General features: G+C 60.8%; 12 protein-coding genes. 10 read left to right on the top strand and 2 right to left on the bottom strand.

The window, feature by feature from the left end; translation table 11 throughout:
- The first annotated feature begins 9 nt into the window (after positions 1-9).
- On the top strand, positions 10-3,057 hold the full coding sequence (locus tag IFT57_RS19855) for a glycosyltransferase family 32 protein (protein ID WP_192152429.1): 3,048 nt from the start codon (positions 10-12) through the stop codon (positions 3,055-3,057).
- A 20-nt stretch (positions 3,058-3,077) separates the two neighbouring features.
- Here the strand turns inward: IFT57_RS19855 and IFT57_RS19850 are convergent, their stop codons facing one another.
- Positions 3,078-5,285 carry an autotransporter outer membrane beta-barrel domain-containing protein gene (locus IFT57_RS19850; protein ID WP_207106057.1) on the bottom strand — a complete coding sequence of 736 codons (2,208 nt, stop codon included), beginning with the start codon at positions 5,283-5,285 and terminating at the stop codon, positions 3,078-3,080.
- Between the two features lie 150 nt (positions 5,286-5,435).
- Positions 5,436-8,084: an autotransporter outer membrane beta-barrel domain-containing protein gene (locus IFT57_RS19845; protein WP_244657389.1), complete on the bottom strand. Its 2,649-nt coding sequence runs from the start codon at positions 8,082-8,084 to the stop codon at positions 5,436-5,438.
- 415 nt (positions 8,085-8,499) lie between these two features.
- Here IFT57_RS19845 and IFT57_RS19840 point away from each other — a divergent pair, with 415 nt between their 5' ends.
- The 9 genes from IFT57_RS19840 (at position 8,500) to IFT57_RS19800 (ending at position 22,211) form a co-directional block, all read left to right on the top strand.
- A complete protein-coding gene (locus IFT57_RS19840; RefSeq protein ID WP_192152428.1) occupies positions 8,500-10,494 on the top strand; it encodes a hypothetical protein in 1,995 nt (664 codons plus the stop codon).
- Between the two features lie 560 nt (positions 10,495-11,054).
- Entirely contained in the window at positions 11,055-14,618 is a 3,564-nt protein-coding gene (locus IFT57_RS19835; RefSeq protein WP_192152427.1) for an Ig-like domain-containing protein, read from the top strand.
- A gap of 526 nt (positions 14,619-15,144) precedes the next feature.
- Complete coding sequence (locus tag IFT57_RS19830; RefSeq protein WP_192152426.1) at positions 15,145-15,354, top strand: hypothetical protein; 210 nt, start codon at positions 15,145-15,147, stop codon at positions 15,352-15,354.
- 62 nt (positions 15,355-15,416) lie between these two features.
- Entirely contained in the window at positions 15,417-15,683 is a 267-nt protein-coding gene (locus IFT57_RS19825) for a hypothetical protein (protein WP_192152425.1), read from the top strand.
- 385 nt (positions 15,684-16,068) lie between these two features.
- Positions 16,069-17,826: a carbamoyltransferase family protein gene (locus IFT57_RS19820; RefSeq protein ID WP_122714890.1), complete on the top strand. Its 1,758-nt coding sequence runs from the start codon at positions 16,069-16,071 to the stop codon at positions 17,824-17,826.
- Positions 17,810-18,940: a glycosyltransferase gene (locus IFT57_RS19815; RefSeq protein ID WP_192152424.1), complete on the top strand. Its 1,131-nt coding sequence runs from the start codon at positions 17,810-17,812 to the stop codon at positions 18,938-18,940. The genes IFT57_RS19820 and IFT57_RS19815 overlap by 17 nt, the downstream gene beginning before the upstream one ends.
- Entirely contained in the window at positions 18,940-19,836 is an 897-nt protein-coding gene (locus tag IFT57_RS19810; RefSeq protein ID WP_122714964.1) for an antimicrobial resistance protein Mig-14, read from the top strand. The genes IFT57_RS19815 and IFT57_RS19810 overlap by 1 nt, the downstream gene beginning before the upstream one ends.
- Positions 19,833-21,236, top strand: coding sequence for a PIG-L family deacetylase (locus IFT57_RS19805; RefSeq protein WP_192152423.1), 1,404 nt, complete (start codon positions 19,833-19,835; stop codon positions 21,234-21,236). Before IFT57_RS19810 ends, IFT57_RS19805 begins: the two co-directional genes overlap by 4 nt.
- A gap of 18 nt (positions 21,237-21,254) precedes the next feature.
- On the top strand, positions 21,255-22,211 hold the full coding sequence (locus tag IFT57_RS19800) for a glycosyltransferase family protein (RefSeq protein WP_192152579.1): 957 nt from the start codon (positions 21,255-21,257) through the stop codon (positions 22,209-22,211).
- The last annotated feature ends 68 nt before the right edge of the window (positions 22,212-22,279 follow it).

The following is a 22,279-nucleotide window of genomic DNA, read 5'->3' as shown; positions in this document are numbered from 1 at the left end:
GGCAAGACCATGAGCGACGCAAAACCCACTCCGCCAACGACCATCACCGACAACAACACCGTACAGCTCGACCCGATCGTTTCCAACATCCGCTATTGGGAAGGCAAGATCGCCACGTTGATGCAGCAATACCCCGACATCGAACGCGCCGCGCTGCAGATCGCCCGGCAGGTGCTGGAGCAGGCTGGGCTGCTGAACCTGGATCCCTATCAGGTGTACTGGCACTGGTTCGATTCGGCCAACAGCAGCTCGCGCACCTACACCGGCTGGGAGCATTACGGGCCGCCCAAACAGTCGATGAATCTGGTCGAATTGGTCATGCGTCGCTTCGATCTCGACCAGCAACGCAACAGCGACCTGCTGGCACAGATGGGCGGCTTCTACCGCATCGGCAAGTCGGCACATGCGTTCAACGAGCACAACGAGATCCGCCTGGATCCGCGCAAGGTGCTCGCGTATTTCTGGCAGATCGATTTCTCTGCGTACTACGCCTCTCGGCTGCGTGGGTTCTGGTTCAACAACCATAGCCTCTATTGCACGGTCTCCAAGCTCAGCATGCTGTGCAACGCCACGCTCAATTGCCAAAGAGGTGTGCTGCGCATCGAAGATTTCATGGAGATATACGCCGTGGTGGTCAACGATTCGAGCAGCCCCTTCCGACCGGAAAAGCTCAGCGGCGATGTGTCGATGGTGTCCTCGACCACCCTGCTCAGCTTCGACATCGAAGGCATCGTCAGCCACACCATGCTGCGGTTTCGCACGACGGCGGGGCGCGAAATCATCTACTGCGCCATGCAGGATCCGGCCTTCGTCGCCTTTAACGATGCCGAGCAGATGTACACCTGGGTGCAAGGCTATCTGCAGACCGACGATGACCGCACCCGTTTCGGCCTGCAGTTCCTGCGGCCCGAGCATGACCAGCACGGCCAGTGGAGCACCCTGCAAGGCCACCTGCGCACTATTGCCAGCACCCCCTGGCACCAACGCAAGACCCGGTTCAATGTTCAGGAGCAAGTGCTCGACGGGCACGCCTTCACCTTCCTGACCGACCACCTGCAAGCCGACATGGAGCGCGATGCCCGCTACCTGCTGGTTTCCAACAACCAACTGAGCAAAGGGTTGTGGCTGGGCTATCTGGAAGCCTCGCTCAAGCTGTACGGCATCTTCAGCGTAATGGGCTGGCCCATCGCCGCGCTGTCGATCGCCGCAGGCCTGGGGGCGGTGGGTCTGTACACCGACAAGGCCATCAACGCGGTCGACGAGCGCGAGCGCACCGAGGCCATCCGCGGTGCGGTGCTGCAAGCCTTGAACGTATTCCTCACACTGCCCCTGCTGGGCGATGTCACGTCCTTCGGCGACTACGAAGAAGCCAGCGTACACATGGAGGCGGAAGCCACCTGGGGCAGCGAACTGGACCTTGCGATCGGTGACGCCGACGACACTTTCAGTACCACCAGCAGCGACAGCCACACCGACTTCGAGCCACTGGAACTGAGCCATCACGATGGCGAATCCAGCGCCTCGGCTTCCAGTGAGCCATCCCCTATCCAAGGCGGCTCCGATCATGCCGATCTGCACGACTGGCGTCCGGCCGTGGTTCGCGGTCGCGACTTCCAGGCCCGAACCCAGGGCGCGCTGAGCGGGTTGTACGTGCGTCTCGGGTCGCAGGTCTACGCCCAGATCCAGGGCGTGTTGTATCGCGTGCGCTATGTGCCGTCCCTCAAGCAATGGGCCGTGGTCGATCCGCTCAACCCCTATGCCGCCGATACCTGCATTCCACTGACACTGGATGCCAAGGGTCACTGGCAATCAGGGCAGCGGACCACGTTGGGCTCACCACTGGATGCGCAGCCCGCCATCACCTGGGATGTTCCGCGCACCGAACTGGCCAGCACCGTCGGCCTGCCGCCGTTGGCCGCGCCCATCCGCGTAGCCGTGCCCATGGACGGCGTGGAAAAGATCCTGGATCGCTACATGGTTCGCCTTACACCGCGCGGCTCGCTGTTGGCGATGTACGACGCGCAGGAGCAGACCTGGCGCCTCAATCATTTGGGCAACACCGATTACCTGTGGCGCACGCCCGAAGGGCAGTGGCGCAGCGGTGATCGCGGGCAGTGGCTGGCGGCGAGCGCTCACACAGCCACACCACGGGTGATCAAGAGCGTCGTACTGCCGCCACTGCCCGCGCCAGTGGTCAGCGCCCCGGCCATTCCGCAGATGCTGCATTACCTGTGGGTGGGCGAAGCACTGCCTGCGCCCGAGCTGCTCGATAACGTGCTGGCCAATGCCGCAATGATGAAAGGTTGGCGCACCGTTCTGCATGTCGACCTGGACAACCAAGCGTTACTCGACGCGCTCGAAGAGCATTTTCGCGGCAAGCCCGGTTTCGAGATCAAGCCACTGGCCGAGCAGGCTTTCTACAAAACGCTGCTGGCAGGCGACAGCGGCCCGCAGTACCGTGCCTGCCGCACAGGCCTTGCGAAAAACTACGCTGCCGCCAGCGACGTATTGCGCTACCCGCTGATCGACGCCTACGGTGGCGTGTACATGGACGTGGACAACACCTTTACCGGCGTCCATGACAACCTGCAGTTGCCCGCAGGCCCCGACGACGTACTTCTCGACGACGCCATGGTACTGGCCGACGTGCCCTACAGCGGCTACAACGGGCATGTGTTCGCCAGCCACCCTAACAACCCGGTGCTCAAGGCCGTCACCCGCGCCATGCAGGTGCGTTTCCAGGCCAGGCCGGATTTCTATGCCACGCCCCGGCCCATCCTGAACAAGGGCGCCAACGCCAGCGAGACGCGCACCTTCTGGCAGTACGTGAAAAACACCTTCGAAATGACCGGCCCGCAGGTGCTCGACGACGTGCTGCGCGAAACCCGCCCCGACTACTACGACCTGCTGCTACGCGCCGACCTCAAGCAATCGCTGGGCATCAGCTCGCAGGCCTATGAACAGCGACTGGAAGCCTGCATCGAGCATTACTTCCCGTTTGCCAGCAAAGTGGAGGTGGAGGTGGGCAACCTGCATTCCTGGACGTCCACCCGCTGAGCCTACCTCGTCAATGCACACTAGAAACTGTAGCGCGCGCCGAAGTTCAGCCCCCAGGGTTGTTCGATGTTGTGGCCCTTGGCGTAGTCGAAGTCGGCGTGGAGCTGCAGACGGCCGGTGACTTGTACCGCAGTGCCCACGCCAAACTCGGCCCGGCTGCCCGATAAATCATTGGTAAAGCGATTGCCGTTGACCTGCACGTCGTTGTTATTGGCGAATTCATGAGCGATGGCTAACTTGCCGTAATAGTCCCAACGACCGCCGGATGCCAGGGCGTGGGTCTGGCCTACTTGCGTACCCACCTTGCCCAGCAGTGAATCGGCTTGGTTGCTGCGGGCCTGCATGCCGTTGTCCAAACTATAGCGTTCGCCTTGGACCCACAGTGCCGACCACTGGATGAAGGGGCTGATGAAAAGACCGTGAGCCAGTTCGTACCGCTTGCCAGCCTCTACCGAGCCTCCCATGCCGTAGTTGTCGTAGCGACTACCGGAACGCTGGCCATCGCTCATGCGTACGTCGGATTCATTCTGGAAACGGTTGAACTTCATCAGGGCATCGACATAGTAGCCACTGTCGGCCAGCCAAGTGCCGTACACCCCGGCGTAGTAACTGTCGACGGTCCCCGAGGTGCCAGCCGCCATATCCAGGTCTGACTTGCTGTAGCCACTCATTACACCTAACCGGAGGCTGCCATGGGCCATCGACAGGCTACCATCGGCACCCACGCTCAGGCCTTGTTGCGTCTGCTGGTAGGCAACGTCTGCGCCAGCGGCCAGGTTGTGCCTGTTGCCATAGGCACGGCTCCACACGCCGTCTTCACCATTGCCTATGCGCAATTCGCCCATGCGGCTGCGCAGGGATGACAGTTCGCCGTACCACACGGTCGGTGCAGCGCTGAACAGGCCGATTACCGACCGCGTTCCGGGGGTGACCACGTTACCGGGACGTTGCACCAGAGCCCAGTCATTGCCTTGTTTTTGCAGGTCGTAGACAAAGGTGCCTAGGTCCACCTGGCCGCCAACGACGCCAAATTGCGCGTCACCACCGCCTGTCTTGACCACTTCAAGCGGGCCTTGGCCTTTGGCGACGTCGGTACCGGTATTCTGGATCGCCAGTTGATGTTCGCCGCTGGCATTGCCGCTGATCACCAGCTTGTCGCCCACGCCTGCGGCCAGGTCGGTGCCAAGGCCGAAAGTGCCCTTGCCTTGCAGGGTGTCGAGGTAAAGTTGATGAAAATTGCCATTGGCACCGCCCAGATTCACGCGACCGTTATTGAGGGTCAGCTCGTGCGCATTGGCATTTCCGGTGAGGCTCCACAGTGCGTTTTCAATCGTCAGTGCCTGCACGCCCGTCAGGGTACCGGTCAGGCTTGCTTTATCGGACAGGCTGATGTTGGTGTGCGCGGTGTCGGCCACGACGATATCGCCGTTCAAATGGCTGTTGATCACGGTAAAGTCAACGTTGGCATCCTTGGCCACTTCAAGAATGACCCCATTGCCACCGGTGAGGGTCCCGCCATTGCTGACGGTAATGCTGGCCTGGCTTGGGCGGTTATCGAAAAAGGACTGCACCTTGATGGCGCTACCGTTTTTGCCTTCGATGTGGGCGTCGTCCACCACCAGGCTATTGCGCCAGGAAGCAGGATCCGCGTGACGGTTGGAGCTGATGGCCGCGCCATGGTTGTCACCGACGATATGGCTCTTCTGGGTGACAGTTGCCTGGCCATTGACGAGCGCAATCCCTACGCCGCCATCCATGTTGCCGCTGCCATGGTTGTCAGCGCCGTACACCTGAGTATTGGCCAGCGCAACGGAACCGCCGATCGACACGTTGACGCCACGGCCGACGCTGCTGATGGTGCTGTCATACACCTGAGCACTGCTGCCCTCGGTGACGTTCAGAGCGCTGCGAGTGCCGCCGTCCAGCGTGCTGTTGCGGATGGTCGCCGTAGAGTTGCTCAGATAGACTTCCTGGTCGTGCCCCATCGACGATCCGTCCATGATCAGCGTCGAGTCGAAGCTACGGATCTCCTGGACCTGGCCTCCAGGAAGCACGTTGAGGGTGGCACCGTTCTCGATCAGCCAGGAGTGGTTACCGCTGTCGGGTCCCACATCGGCAGACGTATCGGGACCGCTGAGGTGTTGCCGGTCGGCGAGCGTGTAGCCTGGTAACAACAGGGCAGTCAACAGGGCAGGCGTGCCGAGTTTTCGGGAGAAGCGCGGGTTCATGCAAGTTATCTCGAAGACAGTGATCATGCGGGGCTTGATGCCCCGACATTTGCGATCAACTATTCTAGATCCGATGCAGAATATTTCGCGTAGGACGGTTCCTACATAACTGTAAGAACCGTCCTAGTATCCGTCGTACTCAGATTTACTTTACCAGGCGTAGCGTACTCCGAAGCTACCTGCCCACGGCTGTTCAATATTTTTACCGTTGCTGTAATCAAAGTCTGCGTGCAGTTGCAATGCCTCTGAAAGTTGCGCAATGACGCCGGCGCCCAACTCACCGCGACCGCCCGACAGGTCATTGCTGAATGAATAGGTGTCATTGATCTTCACCCGGTTCGTCTTGGCGAACTCCTGAGCGATTGCGACTTTTACATAGGGCTGTACACTTCCCCCGCCGGGCAGCGAGAACTGTCTTCCGACATGGCTGCCTACTTTTCCCAGCAACGAGTCCGCATGGTTGCTGCGCGCTTGCATGCCATTATTCAGATCATACTTTTTGCCCTGTACCCACAGCGCCGATAATTGCGCGTAGGGTTCTACAAACCAACCGTCGGCCAGTTTGATGTGCTTGCCCACTTCTACCGAACCGCCCACCCCGTGGGTATCGTAGTTGCCGCCGGTTCGCCGACCATCGCTCATCAGAACGTCGGATCCGTTTTGGAAGCGGTTGGCCTTGATCAGCGCATCCACGTAATAACCCGACTCACTGAGCCAGGTGGTATAGGCGCCCAGGTAGTAACTGTCGACATGGCCATCGGTGCCGGCTGCCATGTCCAGGTCGGAGCGGCTGTAGCCGCCCATTATCCCAAGCATCCATTGGCCATCGGCCAAGGGCAGCGGTGTGTCCACACCAAAACTCAACCCCTGTTGGCGTTGATGGTAGGCAACCCCGCCAGCGGCGGATAGATCATACTTGCCGCCAAAGGCTCGCACCCACGGCCCACTGGCGCCGCGCCCTGCGCGCAGTTCACCCATGCGACTGCGCAAGGTAGCGGTTTCTCCGTACCAGACTGTCGGTGCCGCGTTGAATAGCCCAAGCACCGCCCTGGCACTGGGGCTGACAATCGGGCCACCTGGCTCCCCAGGCTCACCTGGTATTTCGGGTTCACCGGGCACCTCAGGTTCACCCGGCCCACCGGGCACCTCAGGTTCGCCGGGCCCGCCTGGTAGTTCGGGTTCACCGGGTTCACCGGGTCCACCTGGTACCTCAGGTTCACCCGGCCCGCCGGGCTCTTCGACGATGCTTCGCACCAGCGCCCAGTCATTTCCCTGATGGGCCAGCTCGTACACGAAGGTGCCCGCATCCACTTTTCCGCCCGCCAGGGCAAAGGTCGCTGGCCCACCGCCGGTTTCCACCACGGTCAGCCCGGTGTTGCTCGCCTGAGGCTCGGCCCCACTGTTGGCGATCTGTAAACCATGGCTGCCTTCGGCCTGCCCGGTCACTACCAGCAGGTCACCCAGACCACTGGCGATATCGGTATTCAGCTCGAATGTACCCGCGCCAGTCAGGCTGGCCATGGTCAGTGTGCGGAAGGCCCCGCCAGTGCCCGCTAGATTCACGCGACTGGCGTTGACAGCCAGTGCACCCACCTGGGAACTCCCTGTGATATTCCAGACAGACCCGGCATTGAGTGCCATCTGGCCGGCCCCGAGTACTTGACCTGTCAAGGTAGACGCATTGTCCAGAGTCACTTGGGTAGTTGTGCCGGTAGCGTCGACGTTGCCTCGCATCGTGCTGCCATCAAGCGACAGGATGGCGCCGGTGGGGTTGCTGGCAGTCAACGAACCTTGCAACGTTGCACCGTTGCGAAAGGCAAGTACCGCTTCGGATTGGTCTTGCAGGTTGATGTCGCCGGCCAGCGTGCTGCTGTCCACCTCCAACTGCAGCGCCGCCAGAGCAGCGATCGTACTGTTGCCTGCCAGGCTGCTGGCGTTGCGCAAGGCCACGCTTGCCGCCGCGCCGGTCGCGGCATTGATGCCGCCTTGCACCGTGCTTGCGTCCACGTCCACTACCGCCGTGGTACCAGCGGCCAGGTCCATGGCAGTGCCGTTGCCTCCTGCCAGGGTCGATCCGTTGCGCAGCGTCACCTGCGCCACCGGCAACTCGGCGCCACGCAATGGCACCAGCGCTATCCCGCTGCCAAACCGGGATTGCAAGCTGGAATTGTCCACCACCAGTGTCGATACGTGACCATCATCACCTGGGGTGAAGCGGTCACCACCGAACACCGCGGCGTTGCTCGAACCCACCACCTGTGAACCCTCGGCCACAGTCAACGCGCCCCCGAGCATGACGATGCCTGCGCCATCGACCAGTGGAGTGGTACCGCCGCGGCCTGTGACCGTTATCTGGCTGTTGCGCGCGATTGCCTCGCCGCCCGCCAGCAGATTCAAACCCCGTTGTACCGCCGTGACCTGGCTGTCCAACAGTGAGAGCAACGATCCACGTCGAACCGTGACACCGCTATCGGACGTATTGATCAAGGTGCTGTTCACTACTGTGGCCTCCGCCCCCTGGTCCAGCTCCAGCACCCGCCCAGTGGTGGCTGTGGCCGAAGCACCGTTCAGGCTGACGGTGGAGGTCTCGGCAAAAATCTCCAGGCTTTGCGCTCCTGGGTTCAACGTCAGAGCCGCTGCTTGGGTGAGGTTCCAGAAGGTCGGTGTATCACCTGCGTTGACGGTTGCTGTGGCAGGCCCCACTAACGTCGCAGCCTGGGCACCGATAGTCGTATGACTCAACAGTGCGACGGTGACGGCATAACGAGCGGTGATCTGAGCGCAGTTCGGCAGGTTCATGGCACGGCCTCGGAACTTGAAAGAGGAACGGAGGATGACGTTAATCAATAAAGTTCATCGCGGGAAAGAAGTCCATGTACCGGTTTTTTTATTTTAGGAAAAGTGTAAGCCTGTTTTCAGAGTGTGCATGTTGGCCGTACTACAAGACTAAGCTTATGGATGAAAATAAATGTTCACGTCTGTGAGTTTTGAAGGCGTTGATACATTATAAAGTCAAGCCGTTGATCTAAAATTCAAACCTGTACTTGTGCTTTTTAGTTGGGGTGCTAGCGTTGGTTGAGCAGCGCCCGTGCTGTCGCAAATATTACCGATTTACTGAAGTTTCGAAGCGCGCGTTAGTGTGCGCTAGAGCGGGATATATTGTGCGCAGGCGGTATTTTTATCATGCCATCGTTTGAATGCTAGGAGAATGCACATGACTGCTTACAAAGGTTTAGGCTCCTCTGGTCGCAACGTGCCGTACAGCAGGTCGGTCCGTGTGGCGCCATATCTGCCGGCGGAGTTCGTGAATAAAATCACCGCGCCAGGTCCGGGCTATCCGAACAATGTTCTACAAACCACACCACTGCCGGCCATCGTCAAGGTCAGCGTGCCTTGGAACAATGATTTCTACGCAGACGACGTGATCATACTCGAGTGGGACGGCACCCGGATCTCCTCATCCAGTTACACCATCACCGCACAAGACGAACAAGCTGGGATTGCGCTGCTGCTGGATCTGCCATTGACTGCCGCGGACAACTTCGACCAGACGCCGCATCGACTGCGTTACATCATCGACTGGTCTGACAGCGGCGCTGAAGACTTCGGTGAATCCCAGGATTCCTGGGTCGATACCACCGCCCCTGGCAACCCCATTCTGGGTCGGTTGACTTTCCCAGGTGTGCCACCGGCTGACCCGCTGGTTATCACGCGGGATTTGCTCGACGCCAACCAGAACCTGGTCGGCGAGGTCCCGAGCTACAATGGTGAATTCCAAGGTGACCTGATCGAGGTCTACATCGAAACCAACGGAACCAAGACCTGGCTCACTCCAGGAACGCGACTACCTCCTGGGCAAGTTGGTGCTCAACCACCGCAGGTTCTTTTTCCCCTGGCTGCTCTGGAGGCGGCGGGAGACCAGACAGTGCACCTGCTGGGTTACCGCGTTACGGACTTGGCGGGCAACGTTTCCGGATTGTCCCAGCAAGTGGCTGCACGCTTCGTATTGAACGATGTTCCTATCAACGTGCCCGCTCCCGTGGTCCCTCTGTTCACTGATGGCGGCATTGTCGATGAAGCCGATGCTCGAGTACTCACGGCCGAGATTCCTCCCTTTACCCCCGTGCATGTGGATGATGAGATTGTGCTGCGGTGGGGTTCTCAAGTAGTGGCAAGTGGGCTCATAGCCAACACGGCGGCTGACCCCTTGCTCACTTTGTCTATCCCCTATGATGCGGTCGTCAGCGGTGGCGGCGCCGGCAACCCTACGCGCTATACCACTGTGGTGGACTACGATGTAAGGCGTGGCGGCGTCTTTCTGACCACTTCGCAGAAGCTGGTCAACGTCTTTGTCGACATCACCCTGCCGGGTGGCCCAGATCCTGACCCCACCGATCCCGAGCACGGTGCGTTGTTGAACGCCAGTGTGCTGAGCACCGCCGCGGGTGCTGTAGTGAACGTCATCTCGGCCACACAGTACACCCAGCCGGCCAACGTCACAGTGCCTTGGCCTGCCACGGAAGATTTCGCCATTGGAGATCTGGTGACCGTCTTGTGGAAAGGGGGGCCGGTCAATACGCAGCCGCACGCGGTCACGCAAGCTGAGTTCACCAGCAAAACGCTGCAGCCTTTCCCATTGAGTGCGGCGCAGATCGCCACCGGAGGCGCGGGGGAAGTTCCGTTGTCGTACACCGTGACCCGCCGCATTGGATCAAGCAATGGCTACCCCCCAGTGGAAAATACCAGCCAGTCTGGCGACCAGATCGTGCAAGTGACTTCACCTGCCGAGCTGCCAGGGGGCGGCAACAGCTTGCCCCTTGGTGCTTTCCAAGGGTTGAATCCATCGGGGTACATTGACCGCTGCAATACCGTGAATGGCATGGTTTATCGCGTACCTCTCACTTATGCGAACGTTGCTTACGGAGACGATATCACGATCGAGTTTCGTGGCCTGGAGGGAACCACCGGCACTGTCGAGCTGCCTGGCACGTCCTACACTGCCACGGATGATGTGGGTAATAAGGAGCTTGCCGATGGCTATCTGGACTTCCGGATTCCAGCCACTGTCCTGAACCCCGACTTTTATCCATTGCGTCGCAACAGGGCGCAGGTGAGCCATACCGCGAGGAATGCCCACGGTGAGGGCAGCACCAACCCCCCTAGTTACACTCTGGTGACCATGATCGGGCAAGTGTGCCCGACAGATTGACAGCAACCACGGCCTTCCTTCCACTCCGAGTTGGTTCAAGCCAGCTCGGGGTGGAGGGCACGCCTTTTCCTGCCCTTGATCTTTGAGTGACCGTAGCCCAATGGACTCGTCTCAATAGCGTTGCCTGAACATCTCGCGATCCGAACACTGCGCAGTGACGAATCTGGATGTTGTTCTCAGTAAACTGCAATCATCACTTTCCCTCGCTTAGCCACCCTCCATTAGCACCGTCAACTTCGCCATTCAGTGGCACCCCGGCCATCCCATGTTGCCTGCCCTTCAGGTTCCCACTATCCCTGAGGCCAATAGGCATCGATCTCAAGACGTTGATTGTGTCAGGCTGTCGAACGTTGACGTTTGGCACGTCTGAATAACGTCACAGTTGTAATAACTTTAATATAGTGCTCTCTGCTGAACAATAATATTCATCTTTGGTTGGTACTGAATATTACACCTGTTGCGTCCATATTAAACGCCTATATTTTCGACCGGTTAATTATCGAAACTACTTCTACCGTCATAGCAGCTATCCCCGCCTGACTATCACCAGGAGTTCTGCCATGACCACCCTCAACAACACCCTGCGTCTGCTGCAACTGCAAATCCAGCAAAGCCAGGCGCCTGCCTTCGGTGCCTTCGGCGCTACCACGCATCATCCCGGCACCCCGACCTTGCCGGCCCCGCAGGTGCCTGCGCTGCTGGTACACAACGGCCTGAACAAGAGCGATCTGCACGACCCCACCGTGCCGGTGGCCGTGCAAGTGGTGCTCGGCCGCGACATGCTGGAAAACGACGACCTCACCTTGTACCTGGGCGACACCGCCGTGGCCGTCGAGACCCTGCGCCCTGAGCATCTGCAAAGCGGTATCGTCACCTTCTACCTGCTGCCCTCCGTGTTTCCCCAGGAGGGCCTGGTCACGTTGCACTATCACCACCGGGTGCCGCTTTCCACCTCGTTCAGTGTGTCCGAAGACGTCGGCCCCTTCCTGGTCAAGCAGACCGTACCAGGCAATCCCGATCCGGATCCGTCCACGCCCTATGTCAACGAACGCCTGACCCCGCCCACCGGCATTCCCGACGTGGTGCCGCCAGGCCGTCCGCTGACGGTGACCATTCCACGTTATGTGAACATCGCCGAGAACGACGTGATCGTGCTGTACTGGTCAAATCGGGAGGTTGAAAAAATCGTCACCGCTGAAGAGGCGAACAACGCCAGCCTGCCCCTGACCATTACCGTACCCGCCGACGTCATTGACAGCGCCCCTGGCCAGGGCTTGATGGTGCGCTACGGCATCCATGACGACGTGCAGAACTGGTCGCTCTACAGCCTCGAAGCGCTTGCTGACGTCGAGCCTCCAGGAGCCTTGCATGCCCCGGCCTTGCCTCAGGCCTCCGACGACGACGAACTGGACATGGACCCACTGGACGGCGCCAAAGTGGCCGTTCAGATTCCTGTGAACGGCAACCTGCCCGTCGGCACCAGAGGCGTGCTGACCTGGACCGGTATCCCGGTGCTGGGGCCACGGGTGACCTTCAACCTGGACTTCGAGATCGTGAAGACGGGCACCCGTATCACGCTCTACGTACCCAACGACAAGGCTACCGCCTTGGTAGGCAGCACGGCCACGGTGTATTACACCGCCACCCTCAATGGCGTGAGCACTCCTTCGCGACGTATCAGCGTGGCGGTGATCGGTCAGCCGGTCACCCTGGAAAAACCCCTGCTCAGCAGGGTGAGCGGCGACACCTACAACCCGGCACTGCTCATCGGCACCCACCAGGAAGTGACCGTGCCAGCCTACGGTTTCATGGCCAGCGGGCAGACGGTGACCCTGTACTGGGAAGGTCGCACGGCCAGTGGGGGCCCCTTGTACGCACTGCAACAGCAAGACTTGACCAACGACACCCCGCAGGATCTGCGCTTCATGATCGACCGGGTGTATGCCGACGGCCTGGGCACCAATACATCGCTCAAGGTGTATTACCGGATTACCGCCGAGGGCACGACCTATACCTCACCGGCCCTGGAGCTGACCGTGGTGGGCGTTGCGAGCAACCTGCCCAAACCCACCACCGAGCCGTTTTTTGCAGGCGGCGAGATCGACCCTGATGTGGTCGGTCCGAGCATCAAGGTGGTGGTGGAGCGCAACTCCAGCCTCGCACCCGGTGATTTGCTGACCGTGAAATGGCTAGGCCGGTCCGCTGCCAGCATCATACTGGCCGACCAGGTCTTCCCGGGCACGGGCAACCTGGAAATCAGTATCGGCAAGACCCCTTACATCGATGGCAACACCAATGGTTATGTGGACGTCAGCTACGAAGCTCGACGCAACGGGCAACCGGTGGGCAGTTCGCAGGTGCTGCAACTGCATGTGGGGGCGGCGGCGGAACAGCCCTGGCCGCTGCCCAAGCTGGTGGATGCGACCAACAGCGAGGTCAGTACCTGGCAGCCGGTGAAACCGGGTACTTCGTACGACAGCAACACCGCTACCCTGGTCATCACCGACAGCCGGATCCAACAGCACGATATCGTGGTCCTGGTGTGGCGTCTGCCCGATCAAACCGACCTGACCATACCGTGGCTGGATGATGAAACCGCCGGTGTAGCACGCGTGGCGATACCGGAGGACGTGCTGGCAAAAAGCCTGGGAAAAACCGTGCTGGTGGTCTATGTCATCTCCCGCAACGGCGAGACGGTGGGCTCATCGACGCCTACGTACTTCCAGATCGGAACGTTGCCGGCATCGGCGCTCAGCGAGCTGTTCATCGTGGAAGCGGCCAATGGCGGGGCTGGGCCGGAGTTGGATGTCACTGCATTGAGCGCAAATGCAAATGTTCGAGTCGGGCGCTGGCCGCTGATCGCGGCGGGACAATCCGTGTGGTTGACCCTGACGGGCACGAAACAGGACGGCAGTGCCTATACCAGGCAACTCATGGCTGCACCCACAACTGCAGATGCCACGTGGGTGAATTCAGGGAGCAAAACGGTACCCGTGTCGGCCGACGAACTGAAAGGACTCAAGGATGGCAGTGCCCTGACCGTTACGTTCAAGGTAGGGATGGACGGGGGGTTGACGGAGGCGAACGCAGTGACGTTCGGGGCGAAGGTTTATACGGTCAAGGCGGTAGCGGATGTCAGGCCGGTGATAGTTAGCGTGCGGGATAGCAAAGGCGAGGTCAGTAACGGCGGTACCACGTCCGACACCAGCGTGACGCTGTCGGGTACGGCATCTGCTAACCAAACGGTGGAAATTTTCGACGGTGCTGCTTCCAAGGGCAATGCGACGGTGAACGCCAGCGGGACGTGGACGTTCAGCCTGACGGGACTCAGCACCGGGTCTCACTCGCTGACGGCCAAGGCACTGTATGGAAGTGAACTGGTTTCGACGACCCGCACGTTCGACAGGTTGGCCGATGTGAGGCCAGTGATTACCAGTGTGAAGGACTCGAAAGGCGAAGTGAGCCAGGGAGGTACCACGCATGACAGCAGTGTGACTGTCAAAGGTACGGCAGCCGCCGGCAAGCCACTAGAGTTGCTCGACAAAAATGTTTCGGTCGCGCTCTTAACTGTTAAAGCCAATGGAACCTGGACGACGAGCGTAGCGGGGCTGGCGACAGGGTCGCATTCGCTGACGGCCAAAGCCTTGTACGGTTCGGAGCCGGTTTCAAATGTGCGTAGGTTTACTCGGGCGGCAGTTGCGACTTTCCCGACTTTCGAAGGGTTTGAGAGCGTTCCACCAAATATTACCATTGGATCAGAAGGGTATAGAACGCCAACAATGACTGTATATTACTGCTCCACGGGTAGGTATAGAGAAGACCAGCCAGTGTGGCAGGCTATGCGGGGCACGTTCTTAGGGGTTTCAAAGGAGGCTGGAGTATGTACAATAGAACTTCATGCCGGAGCAACGAATATTGCATACAATACCGCGAAAAATAATTATGATGCAAGTGTTGAATACTATGCGGCCGACGGAGGATGGCTCAGAAGCGAACGTGTAGGGGGTTGGGGTTCAATAGTACAAGCATTCTCTAATGACCGTCCGTGTACTCGATTACTCGTGGTAGTAACCGCGGGTAACTCATTAGGGATGGATAATTTTAATTTTGTTTGGAGGAGTTAATTTATTCTGAAGTGGCAACCATAAATTTATCCAGCGGCTGTAGAAGTGGTACTCATCGCACAATAGTGTGAGCCGCTTCGCGGCTGCTGGCTTGCGCACCTCTTTTTACACAGTATTAAATACGCATGCTAAGCAACTGGTCCGAGCAGATCGCGTTTACGTGCCCTTTGATAGCGAGGGGAACGCTTTCACCGTAGAGGCTGGACACGCCATGCTTTGCCGCCCAAGGAGGCATACTGCCTACCCCACTGGATGTTGTCTTCAGGGAAGCGATTAGGTAGTCTTTTTCAGCCGCTGCCAAATCAGCGGCCGGGTTTGGTCACCCGAGAATATCAAGGCGCACAAGCGCCCCATGAGCAATGTCGGCGTTTTTTCATGCCTGCTGCAATGCTTCATGGCGGCTGTGCGCGGGAGGGCTTTGGCCCTGCCGGGTTCCTTGATTCCCGGTTGACCAACCTGCGTTACAGCCGCCACCCATTCGTTTGGTCACGAACGTGGCGACTCCACTAATCAAGGGAGCTCCACCATGGTCAAGCCGACCCCCGATCCGCCCATCGTCCCTCTGTCACCCGATCACCCCCTGTTCCATTACCCCGGCGTCTTCGAACGCGTCGACGGCGATACCCTGGTCGCTCGATTTGCCCAGCAGCGTGCCAAGATGGCGGCTGCTGGTCGCAATGCCCAGATGCCCACACCACCACCGCGACACTGGTGGCCGTTCTGGCGCCGAGGCTGAAACCCCTACCGCGCAGGCGGTTCGGCCGCCTGTGCTCGAAAGCGATCAAAAGGACTTTGACCATGGTTGAAATTACCCAGACTCAAGCCGTACCTGTAGGCCTCAGCGCCGCAGACAGGCCGGCGCTGTTCAGTGTGAACGCGGGCATCGCGCTGGAGGATGCCTTGGCGCAACTCGGCGTGTTGCTGGAATGCGCTCAGTTGTCGGCGAATGAATTGTGCGATGCGCCGGATCGGAGGTTGTTGGGCGTGACGTTGCATTGCATCGAAAGCGCGCAGGCGGTGGTGCAGGCGCTGCTGTCACCCCAGCCGTACACAGCACCCCTGTAGGAGCGGCGTGAAGCCGCGAAGGCGTCAGTACATTCAGCGCTGGATCTGAATTGTGCAACGATAGTTCGGGCCTCTTCGCGGGCAGAGCCTCGCTCCCACAGTACATTCAGCGCAGGATCTGAGATGTGCAGCGACAGTTGGGGCCTCTTCGCGGGCAGAGACCCGCTCCCACATGGGAGGGCTTGGCTGCCCGCCCCGCTCCCACAGGGGTGTGTGCTGCATGTTGAGGCTGGGTTGAGGGGGCCATTCACCGCATGGCCCCGTCATCCACCCACCTTTGTCCCGGTGTTGAGCCATGCCTTATTACGCTATAATCCCCGCCTTTCGCCGCCCGCCGTGCCCGATCACCGCGCGCGCACCCATTCCGCTCAAAGAGGCTAGACCCTTGGCATTGACGATTCTTGGCCTGTCCGGCGCCCTTAGCCATGACCCTTCCGCGGCGCTGTACATCGACGGCAAGCTGATTGCCGCCGCCGAAGAAGAGCGCTTCGTGCGCGACAAACATGCAAAGAACCGCATGCCCTACGAATCGGCCAAGTTCTGCCTGGAACAAGCCGGCATCAAGCCGTCGGACGTCGATGTGGTGGCGATTCCGTTCGCGCCCATCAGTCTGTTCGGCAAGGCCCGTTGGCACTACGCCAAGCGCTACTGGTATGCCCCGGACCGCGCCCTCGATGCGCTGCTGATGGGCAACCGCCGCTACAAGCGCTACCGCAACAAGATCGTCTTCTGCCTCGAGCAACTGGGCTTCGACGCGAAGAAGATCAAGATCGAACCGGTCGAGCACCACCTGGCGCATGCCTCCAGTGCCTACCACTGCTCGGGCTTCCAGGAAAAAACCGCGATCCTCGGTATCGACGGCAAGGGTGAGTACGCAACCACCTTTTTCGGCTACGGCGAGAACGGCAAGATCCACAAGATCAAGGAGTTTTTCGACCCGGATTCGCTGGGCGGCCTGTACGGCGCGATCACCGAATTCCTCGGTTTCGAAATGCTCGACGGCGAGTTCAAGGTCATGGGCATGGCGCCCTATGGCGACGCCAGCAAATACGATTTCTCGCGCCTGGCCTCGTTCGAGAACGGTGAGTTGGTGATCAACACCGACTACGCCAACGTCATCGGCCTGCGCCGCTATAAAGAGAAGGGCAAGGGCTTCTATTTCTCGCCCAAGCTGATCGAGTGGCTGGGCCCGAAACGCGAAGGCGACATCGCCGACGAGCCGTACATCCACTACGCGGCCAGCATGCAGGCGTTGTTCGAAAAACTTGCCCTGCAGATGATCGACCACTACCTGGGCGACGTGCTCAAGCAGACCGGCAAGCTGGCCTTTGCCGGCGGCTGTGCGCTGAACGTCAAGCTGAACCAGAAGATCATCGCCCGCCCGGACGTGAAGGAGCTGTTCGTGCAGCCTGCTTCCGGCGACGCCGGTACGGCGGTGGGCGCGGCGGCCTACGTGTCCCATGCCCGCGGCGTGCCCGTGGAGAAAATGGAACACGTGTACCTGGGCCCGTCCTACACCAACGAAGACGTGATCGCCGCCTGCGCGCGTCATCCGAACAAGCCCAAGGGGCGCATGCTGGGCAACATGCCCAAGCAGATCGCGCAGATCATGGTCGACGGCAACCCGGTGGCCTGGTTCCAGGGGCGCATGGAATTCGGCCCGCGCGCCTTGGGCGGCCGGTCGATCATCGGCTGCCCGAGCGTGCCGGGCGTGGCCGACCGCATCAACCACCAGATCAAGTTCCGCGAGCGCTGGAGGCCTTTCTGCCCGTCGATGCTCGACACTGTCGCGCCGCAGATGATCAAGATCGACCACCCGGCGCCGTTCATGACGTTCACTTTCGAGGTGGCCGAGGAGTGGAAAACCCGCGTGCCGGAAGTGGTCCACGAAGACGGCACCTCGCGCGCCCAGGTGCTCAAGCGCGAGTACAACCCGCGCTACTACGACATGATGAAGGCGCTGGAAGAGCTGACTGGCAACGGCGTGTCGTTGAACACCTCGCTCAACCGTCGTGGCGAGCCGATGATCTGCTCGCCCACCGATGCGTTGAACATGTTCTACGGCTCGGACCTCGAGTACCTGGTCATGGAAGACATTCTGGTGGTCAAAGAGGGTGCTCAAGCCTATGACGCGCTCGACTGAGCGTCATGTGCTGCAGTTCTGCCACGGCTATGACGGGCCGTTCCTCGACTGTGCCCGTCAGTACGCCAGCCTGTTCGTGGGCCGTGGCTATCGGGTGACCACGGTGTTCCTGACCGGTGCGGCCGATGCTCAGGTGGCCGCTGGCTGCGAGAGCGACGAAGTGCTGTTCATGGAATTCAGTTCCAAGGATATCCGTGGCTTGAAGCTGGGTGCCATTCGCGAGCTGCGCAAGATCACCGCTGCGCGCAAGTTCGCCTTCTGCATCGCGCACCGGTTCAAGCCTATCTATGTTGCCCTGCTTGGCACTTCGCTGCCGGTGATCGGCGTGCACCATGCGTTCGGCGACTATCAGCGTCGTTCGCGCCGGGTGTTTGCGCAGTTGTTCCGCAAGCGCTTGAGCCTGCTGGGCGTGTCCGATGCGGTACGCGACGACATGCGCCGCTGCCTGCCCGGCTGGGCGTCCGAGCGCATCGCCACGCTGTACAACCGTTTGAACACCTTTACCTTGCAGCAACAATTGCTGCCTGCGGCCGAAGCGCGCCTGGCGCTGGGCCTGGCGCCCAATGCCTGGATCGTCGGCAACGTCGGCCGCCTGCACCCGGATAAAGACCAGGCCACCTTGCTGCGCGGCTTCGCCCTGGCGTGGGCAAAACTGCCTCAGGAAGCGCTGCTGGTGATCATCGGCTCCGGGCGCCTGGAGCAGAGTCTCAAGGATCTGGCCGTGGAGCTGGGCATTGCCGAGCGGGTGCGCTTTCTGGGCCAGGTGCCGCAGGCGCGGCTGTATTTCAAGGCGTTCGACGTGTTCGCCCTGAGCTCCGACCACGAGCCGTTCGGCATGGTCCTGCTCGAGGCCATGGCGGCCAACGTGCCGCTGCTGGCCACGGCCTGCGGTGGCGCACCGGAGATCGTCGAGGGTGTTGGTATCCTGTTTCCACTGGGCGACGCCGAGCGCCTGGCACAGGGCCTGGAGCACATGGCCGGGATGGATCGCTACCAGCGTGCACAGTGCGAAGCGCACATGGCCGAACGCCTCGAGGCGCGTTTCTGCGACCGCGCGGTGCGCAAGGCCTTCTGGCAACTGCCGATGGTCACTGCACTGACGGCGGCCACATGATGCTCAACCGATTGCAGAGCGTGCGCGAACGGGGCTGGCAAACGCTAGATGCCGCCGCCTATGCCCAGGCCTGGACGCAGTTCGGCGGCAGTGTGGCGACGCACCCGCTGGTGGTCGAGCGGTTGGCTGCGCTGGCCGGCATTCCGGTGCGCTATCTGGGATGGGAGCAGGCGGGGGAGCTGGTCGCGGCGATACCTACCTGGGGGCGTTACCTGGCGTTGTCCAAGGACGTGCTCAAGCAGGCCGGCAAGAAGGGCCTGTACGATCTGGGCAACGCCGAGTTGATCCTGCCGGCGGCTGCCGATGCCCAGGTGCCGCTGCGCCATCACGGGCGTTACCTGTCCGAGCTGAATCAGGGGCGTTTCAGCGGCTTGAAGGCGCAGGCCGAGAGCCTGGCCATGGCCCGCACGCCCGAAGACCTGTCGAAGAAGTTTCGCTACAACCAGCGCCGCGAACTGCGTCTGCTGGAAGAAGCCGGTGGTGTGGCCAAGCCCGTCAGTGAATTCACCAGCGCCGAGCTGGCAGCGATCTATTGCGATCTGTTCCAGCGCCGCTGGGGCTTTGCCGCGACCGGCGCCGAGCGCATGGCCGAGGTCATCGAGCTGCTGCGCGAGCTGATGATCGGCTCGGTGCTGCTGCTGGGCGATGCACCCGTTGCCATTCAACTGGTGTACCGCGTCGAGGCCCCGGACTGGGTCAGCGTGGAATACATCAATGGCGGCGTGGATCCGGAGAACCGCGCGTTCAGCCCCGGCAGCGTGCTCAGTTTCCTCAATACCCAGAGCGCCTGGGAGCAGGCCCGCGCGTTGAACAAGCCACTGCGCTTCTCGTTCGGCCGCGCCGACCGCGAGTACAAGGACCGCTGGTGCAACCCTGTCCCGGTGTTCCAGGCATGAGCCGCAAGCAGGCGTTGCTTGCGCGGCACCGACGCAACAAGCGCCGCGTGTTGCTGGCCGGGCTGGTGGTAATGCTGCTGGCCGGTGTGTTGGTCGCCTGGTGGTTGCCGCTGCCGCTGTTGTTGCTGGCCTGGGTGGCCCATGAGGCATGGTTTGCCGACCATTTGTTCTATTCGCCGGGCGATGATTACGCCTACAGCTTCGACAGCGAAGCGGAGCTGGCCAAAGTCAGCCTGAACGGCGAGGTGCTGCAGGTTGCAGAGCGCGTCGAGGCGGCGGATACCTTGATCCTGGCGCTGGATGTGAAGGCGTCCTGGCTGGGACGTCTGTTCGATCCGTACGTGCAGATGCTCGGGGGTGAGCTGAGCGACCGGCAGACGTTCGAGCGCGGTGTCGATGGCCTGCGCTACCTGAATCTGAGCGGCTTTGCCGATGAACTCAATCAGGGGCGTTTGCGCTTGCGTGGGCGGTTCTGCCGCATCGTCGGCGAGCCGCGGGTGTGGCGCTTTCAGCATGCGGATTTCACCCAGCATACGGTCATGGTCATCGCGCCCCATGCCGACGATGCCGAGTTGGCGGCGTATGGTTTGTACAGCCGCGCGGCGAGCAGTTGGATCGTGACCCTGACGGCAGGCGAGATCGAAGCCGAGCATTATCAGGCGATGGGCCTGGCGCCGGCCGACGCCGCGCGCTTGAAGGGGCGTCTGCGGGCCTGGGACAGCCTGGCCGTGCCGCGCTGGGCCGGGGTGCCGGCCGAGCAGTGCGTGCAGTTGGGGTATTTCTGCCTGCAACTGCCAGCGATGCAGGCCGCACCAGAGCAGCCGTGTGGCTCGCGCGAGGCGGACATGACTGATATCCGGCCGTTTCGCCAGCTCAACCCGTTTGCCTTGCCGGCCGATGCCGATGGCGCGCCGACCTGGAACAATCTGCTGGCCGACCTGCGTGAGCTGCTGCAACGGGCGCAGCCGGATGTGCTGGTGATGCCCCACGCCAGCATCGACCCGCACCCGGACCACATCTGCGCCCAGGCAGCCGTGCTGCAGGCGCTGCAAGGGCTGGCGCATCAGCCACGCTATTTGCTGGGCTATGCCAATCATTTGCATGACAACGACCGTTGGCCCATGGGCAGTGCGGGGGAGGGCGTGGCCTTGCCGCCGTTTTTCGATGCCCGTGAACGGCTGGTGCCGTGCAGCCTGCCGGTCAGTGCGGCGCTGCAGATGGATAAAGCCATGGCGCTGGGCATGATGCACGATCTGCAACCGCCGGCGCCGTTCAAGCGTCGCATGCGGCGTTGGCTGCAATGGTTGCTGGCTGGCCGACGTTGGCCGGCGACGGGCGAAAACGAATTCTTCCGCAAGGCGGTGCGCCGCCATGAACTGTTCTGGCGCAAAGACTTATAAGGTGCCGTTAGCACAATGATGAAAGTTCTGTTCCTGGTGCAGAAAGAGCAGCGCGCCATTCTCGATCGTCTTTATGAAGGCATTGCCGCGCATTGCGAGTGCGATCTGCGCTGGCTGGACAGCGCGCAGCAGCGCGATCTGAAAGGGTATTTCAAGCGCGAAGTGGACGTTGCCCGGTACGACCGTATTTTGTTCTTCCTGCGTTTCAAGCAGGAGATTCGCCAGGTGGCGTTCATTCGTTCGGTGCCCAACCTGGTGATTCTGGAGCATGACGCCTACCAGAATTACATTGCGTGCAAGTACACCGGCAAGTTCAGTGCGCACTACCAGCAGTTGCCATGGGTGAGGGTGATCAGTTCGGGGTTCATGGTCAGCGAACGGTTGCGCGCCGAGGGCTTCGATGCGTATTTCGTGCCCAAGGGCTATGACCAGGCCCTGCTGACCCCGCAGACCCGCGAGCGCGACATCGAGCTGGCCTTTGTGGGCAGTACCAAGAGCGTGGCCTACAGTGGCCGCAAGCAGATGCTCGATGCGATCGGCCAGGTGGAGCCGTTGCTGGTGACGCGGACCAACAGCGGCCAGGAATATGGCGATACGCTGAACCGCATCCGCTTTTTCGTCAGTGCCGATGTGGGCATGGGCGAGTACATGATCAAGAACTTCGAAGCCATGGCGTGTGGGTGTGTGCTGTTCACTTACGATCAGGGCGAGGCGGAAAATCGCGCGCTGGGGTTCGTGGACATGCACACGGTGGTGCTTTACGACAGCGTGGCGAGCTTGCAGGCCAAGCTGGCGCAGCTGCGCCGCGAGCCGGCACTGGCCGAGCGCATTGCAGTGGCGGGGCAGAGGCTGGTGCTGGGGGAGTACGGTTTCGACCGGATTGGTGAGCGTATCGTGCAGGCCATGCAACCGCCGCTGCGCCCGCATCCGCCCCTGACGATGTGGCAGCGCCTGCGGTTGGCCCTGCCCTTGTAACCNTGAACCGCGGTTTTACCTTCGCGGCCACGGACCGCTCCTACGGGGGATTGCGGGGTACCTGTAGG

The organism is Pseudomonas sp. CFBP 13719 (genome assembly GCF_014842095.1).
Taxonomy (GTDB): Bacteria; Pseudomonadota; Gammaproteobacteria; order Pseudomonadales; family Pseudomonadaceae; genus Aquipseudomonas.
Note: the sequence above shows the minus strand (reverse complement) of the source record. Positions and strands in the feature narration are given on the sequence as shown.

What these genes read in the sequence shown, in the direction of transcription:
- IFT57_RS19855 (WP_192152429.1), top strand. Translation starts at nt 10, where the DNA reads ATGAGCGACGCAAAACCCACTCCGCCAACGACCATCACCGACAACAAC.
- IFT57_RS19850 (WP_207106057.1), bottom strand. Translation starts at nt 5,285, where the DNA reads ATGAACCCGCGCTTCTCCCGAAAACTCGGCACGCCTGCCCTGTTGACT.
- IFT57_RS19845 (WP_244657389.1), bottom strand. Translation starts at nt 8,084, where the DNA reads ATGAACCTGCCGAACTGCGCTCAGATCACCGCTCGTTATGCCGTCACC.
- IFT57_RS19840 (WP_192152428.1), top strand. Translation starts at nt 8,500, where the DNA reads ATGACTGCTTACAAAGGTTTAGGCTCCTCTGGTCGCAACGTGCCGTAC.
- IFT57_RS19835 (WP_192152427.1), top strand. Translation starts at nt 11,055, where the DNA reads ATGACCACCCTCAACAACACCCTGCGTCTGCTGCAACTGCAAATCCAG.
- IFT57_RS19830 (WP_192152426.1), top strand. Translation starts at nt 15,145, where the DNA reads ATGGTCAAGCCGACCCCCGATCCGCCCATCGTCCCTCTGTCACCCGAT.
- IFT57_RS19825 (WP_192152425.1), top strand. Translation starts at nt 15,417, where the DNA reads ATGGTTGAAATTACCCAGACTCAAGCCGTACCTGTAGGCCTCAGCGCC.
- IFT57_RS19815 (WP_192152424.1), top strand. Translation starts at nt 17,810, where the DNA reads ATGACGCGCTCGACTGAGCGTCATGTGCTGCAGTTCTGCCACGGCTAT.
- IFT57_RS19810 (WP_122714964.1), top strand. Translation starts at nt 18,940, where the DNA reads ATGCTCAACCGATTGCAGAGCGTGCGCGAACGGGGCTGGCAAACGCTA.
- IFT57_RS19805 (WP_192152423.1), top strand. Translation starts at nt 19,833, where the DNA reads ATGAGCCGCAAGCAGGCGTTGCTTGCGCGGCACCGACGCAACAAGCGC.
- IFT57_RS19800 (WP_192152579.1), top strand. Translation starts at nt 21,255, where the DNA reads ATGAAAGTTCTGTTCCTGGTGCAGAAAGAGCAGCGCGCCATTCTCGAT.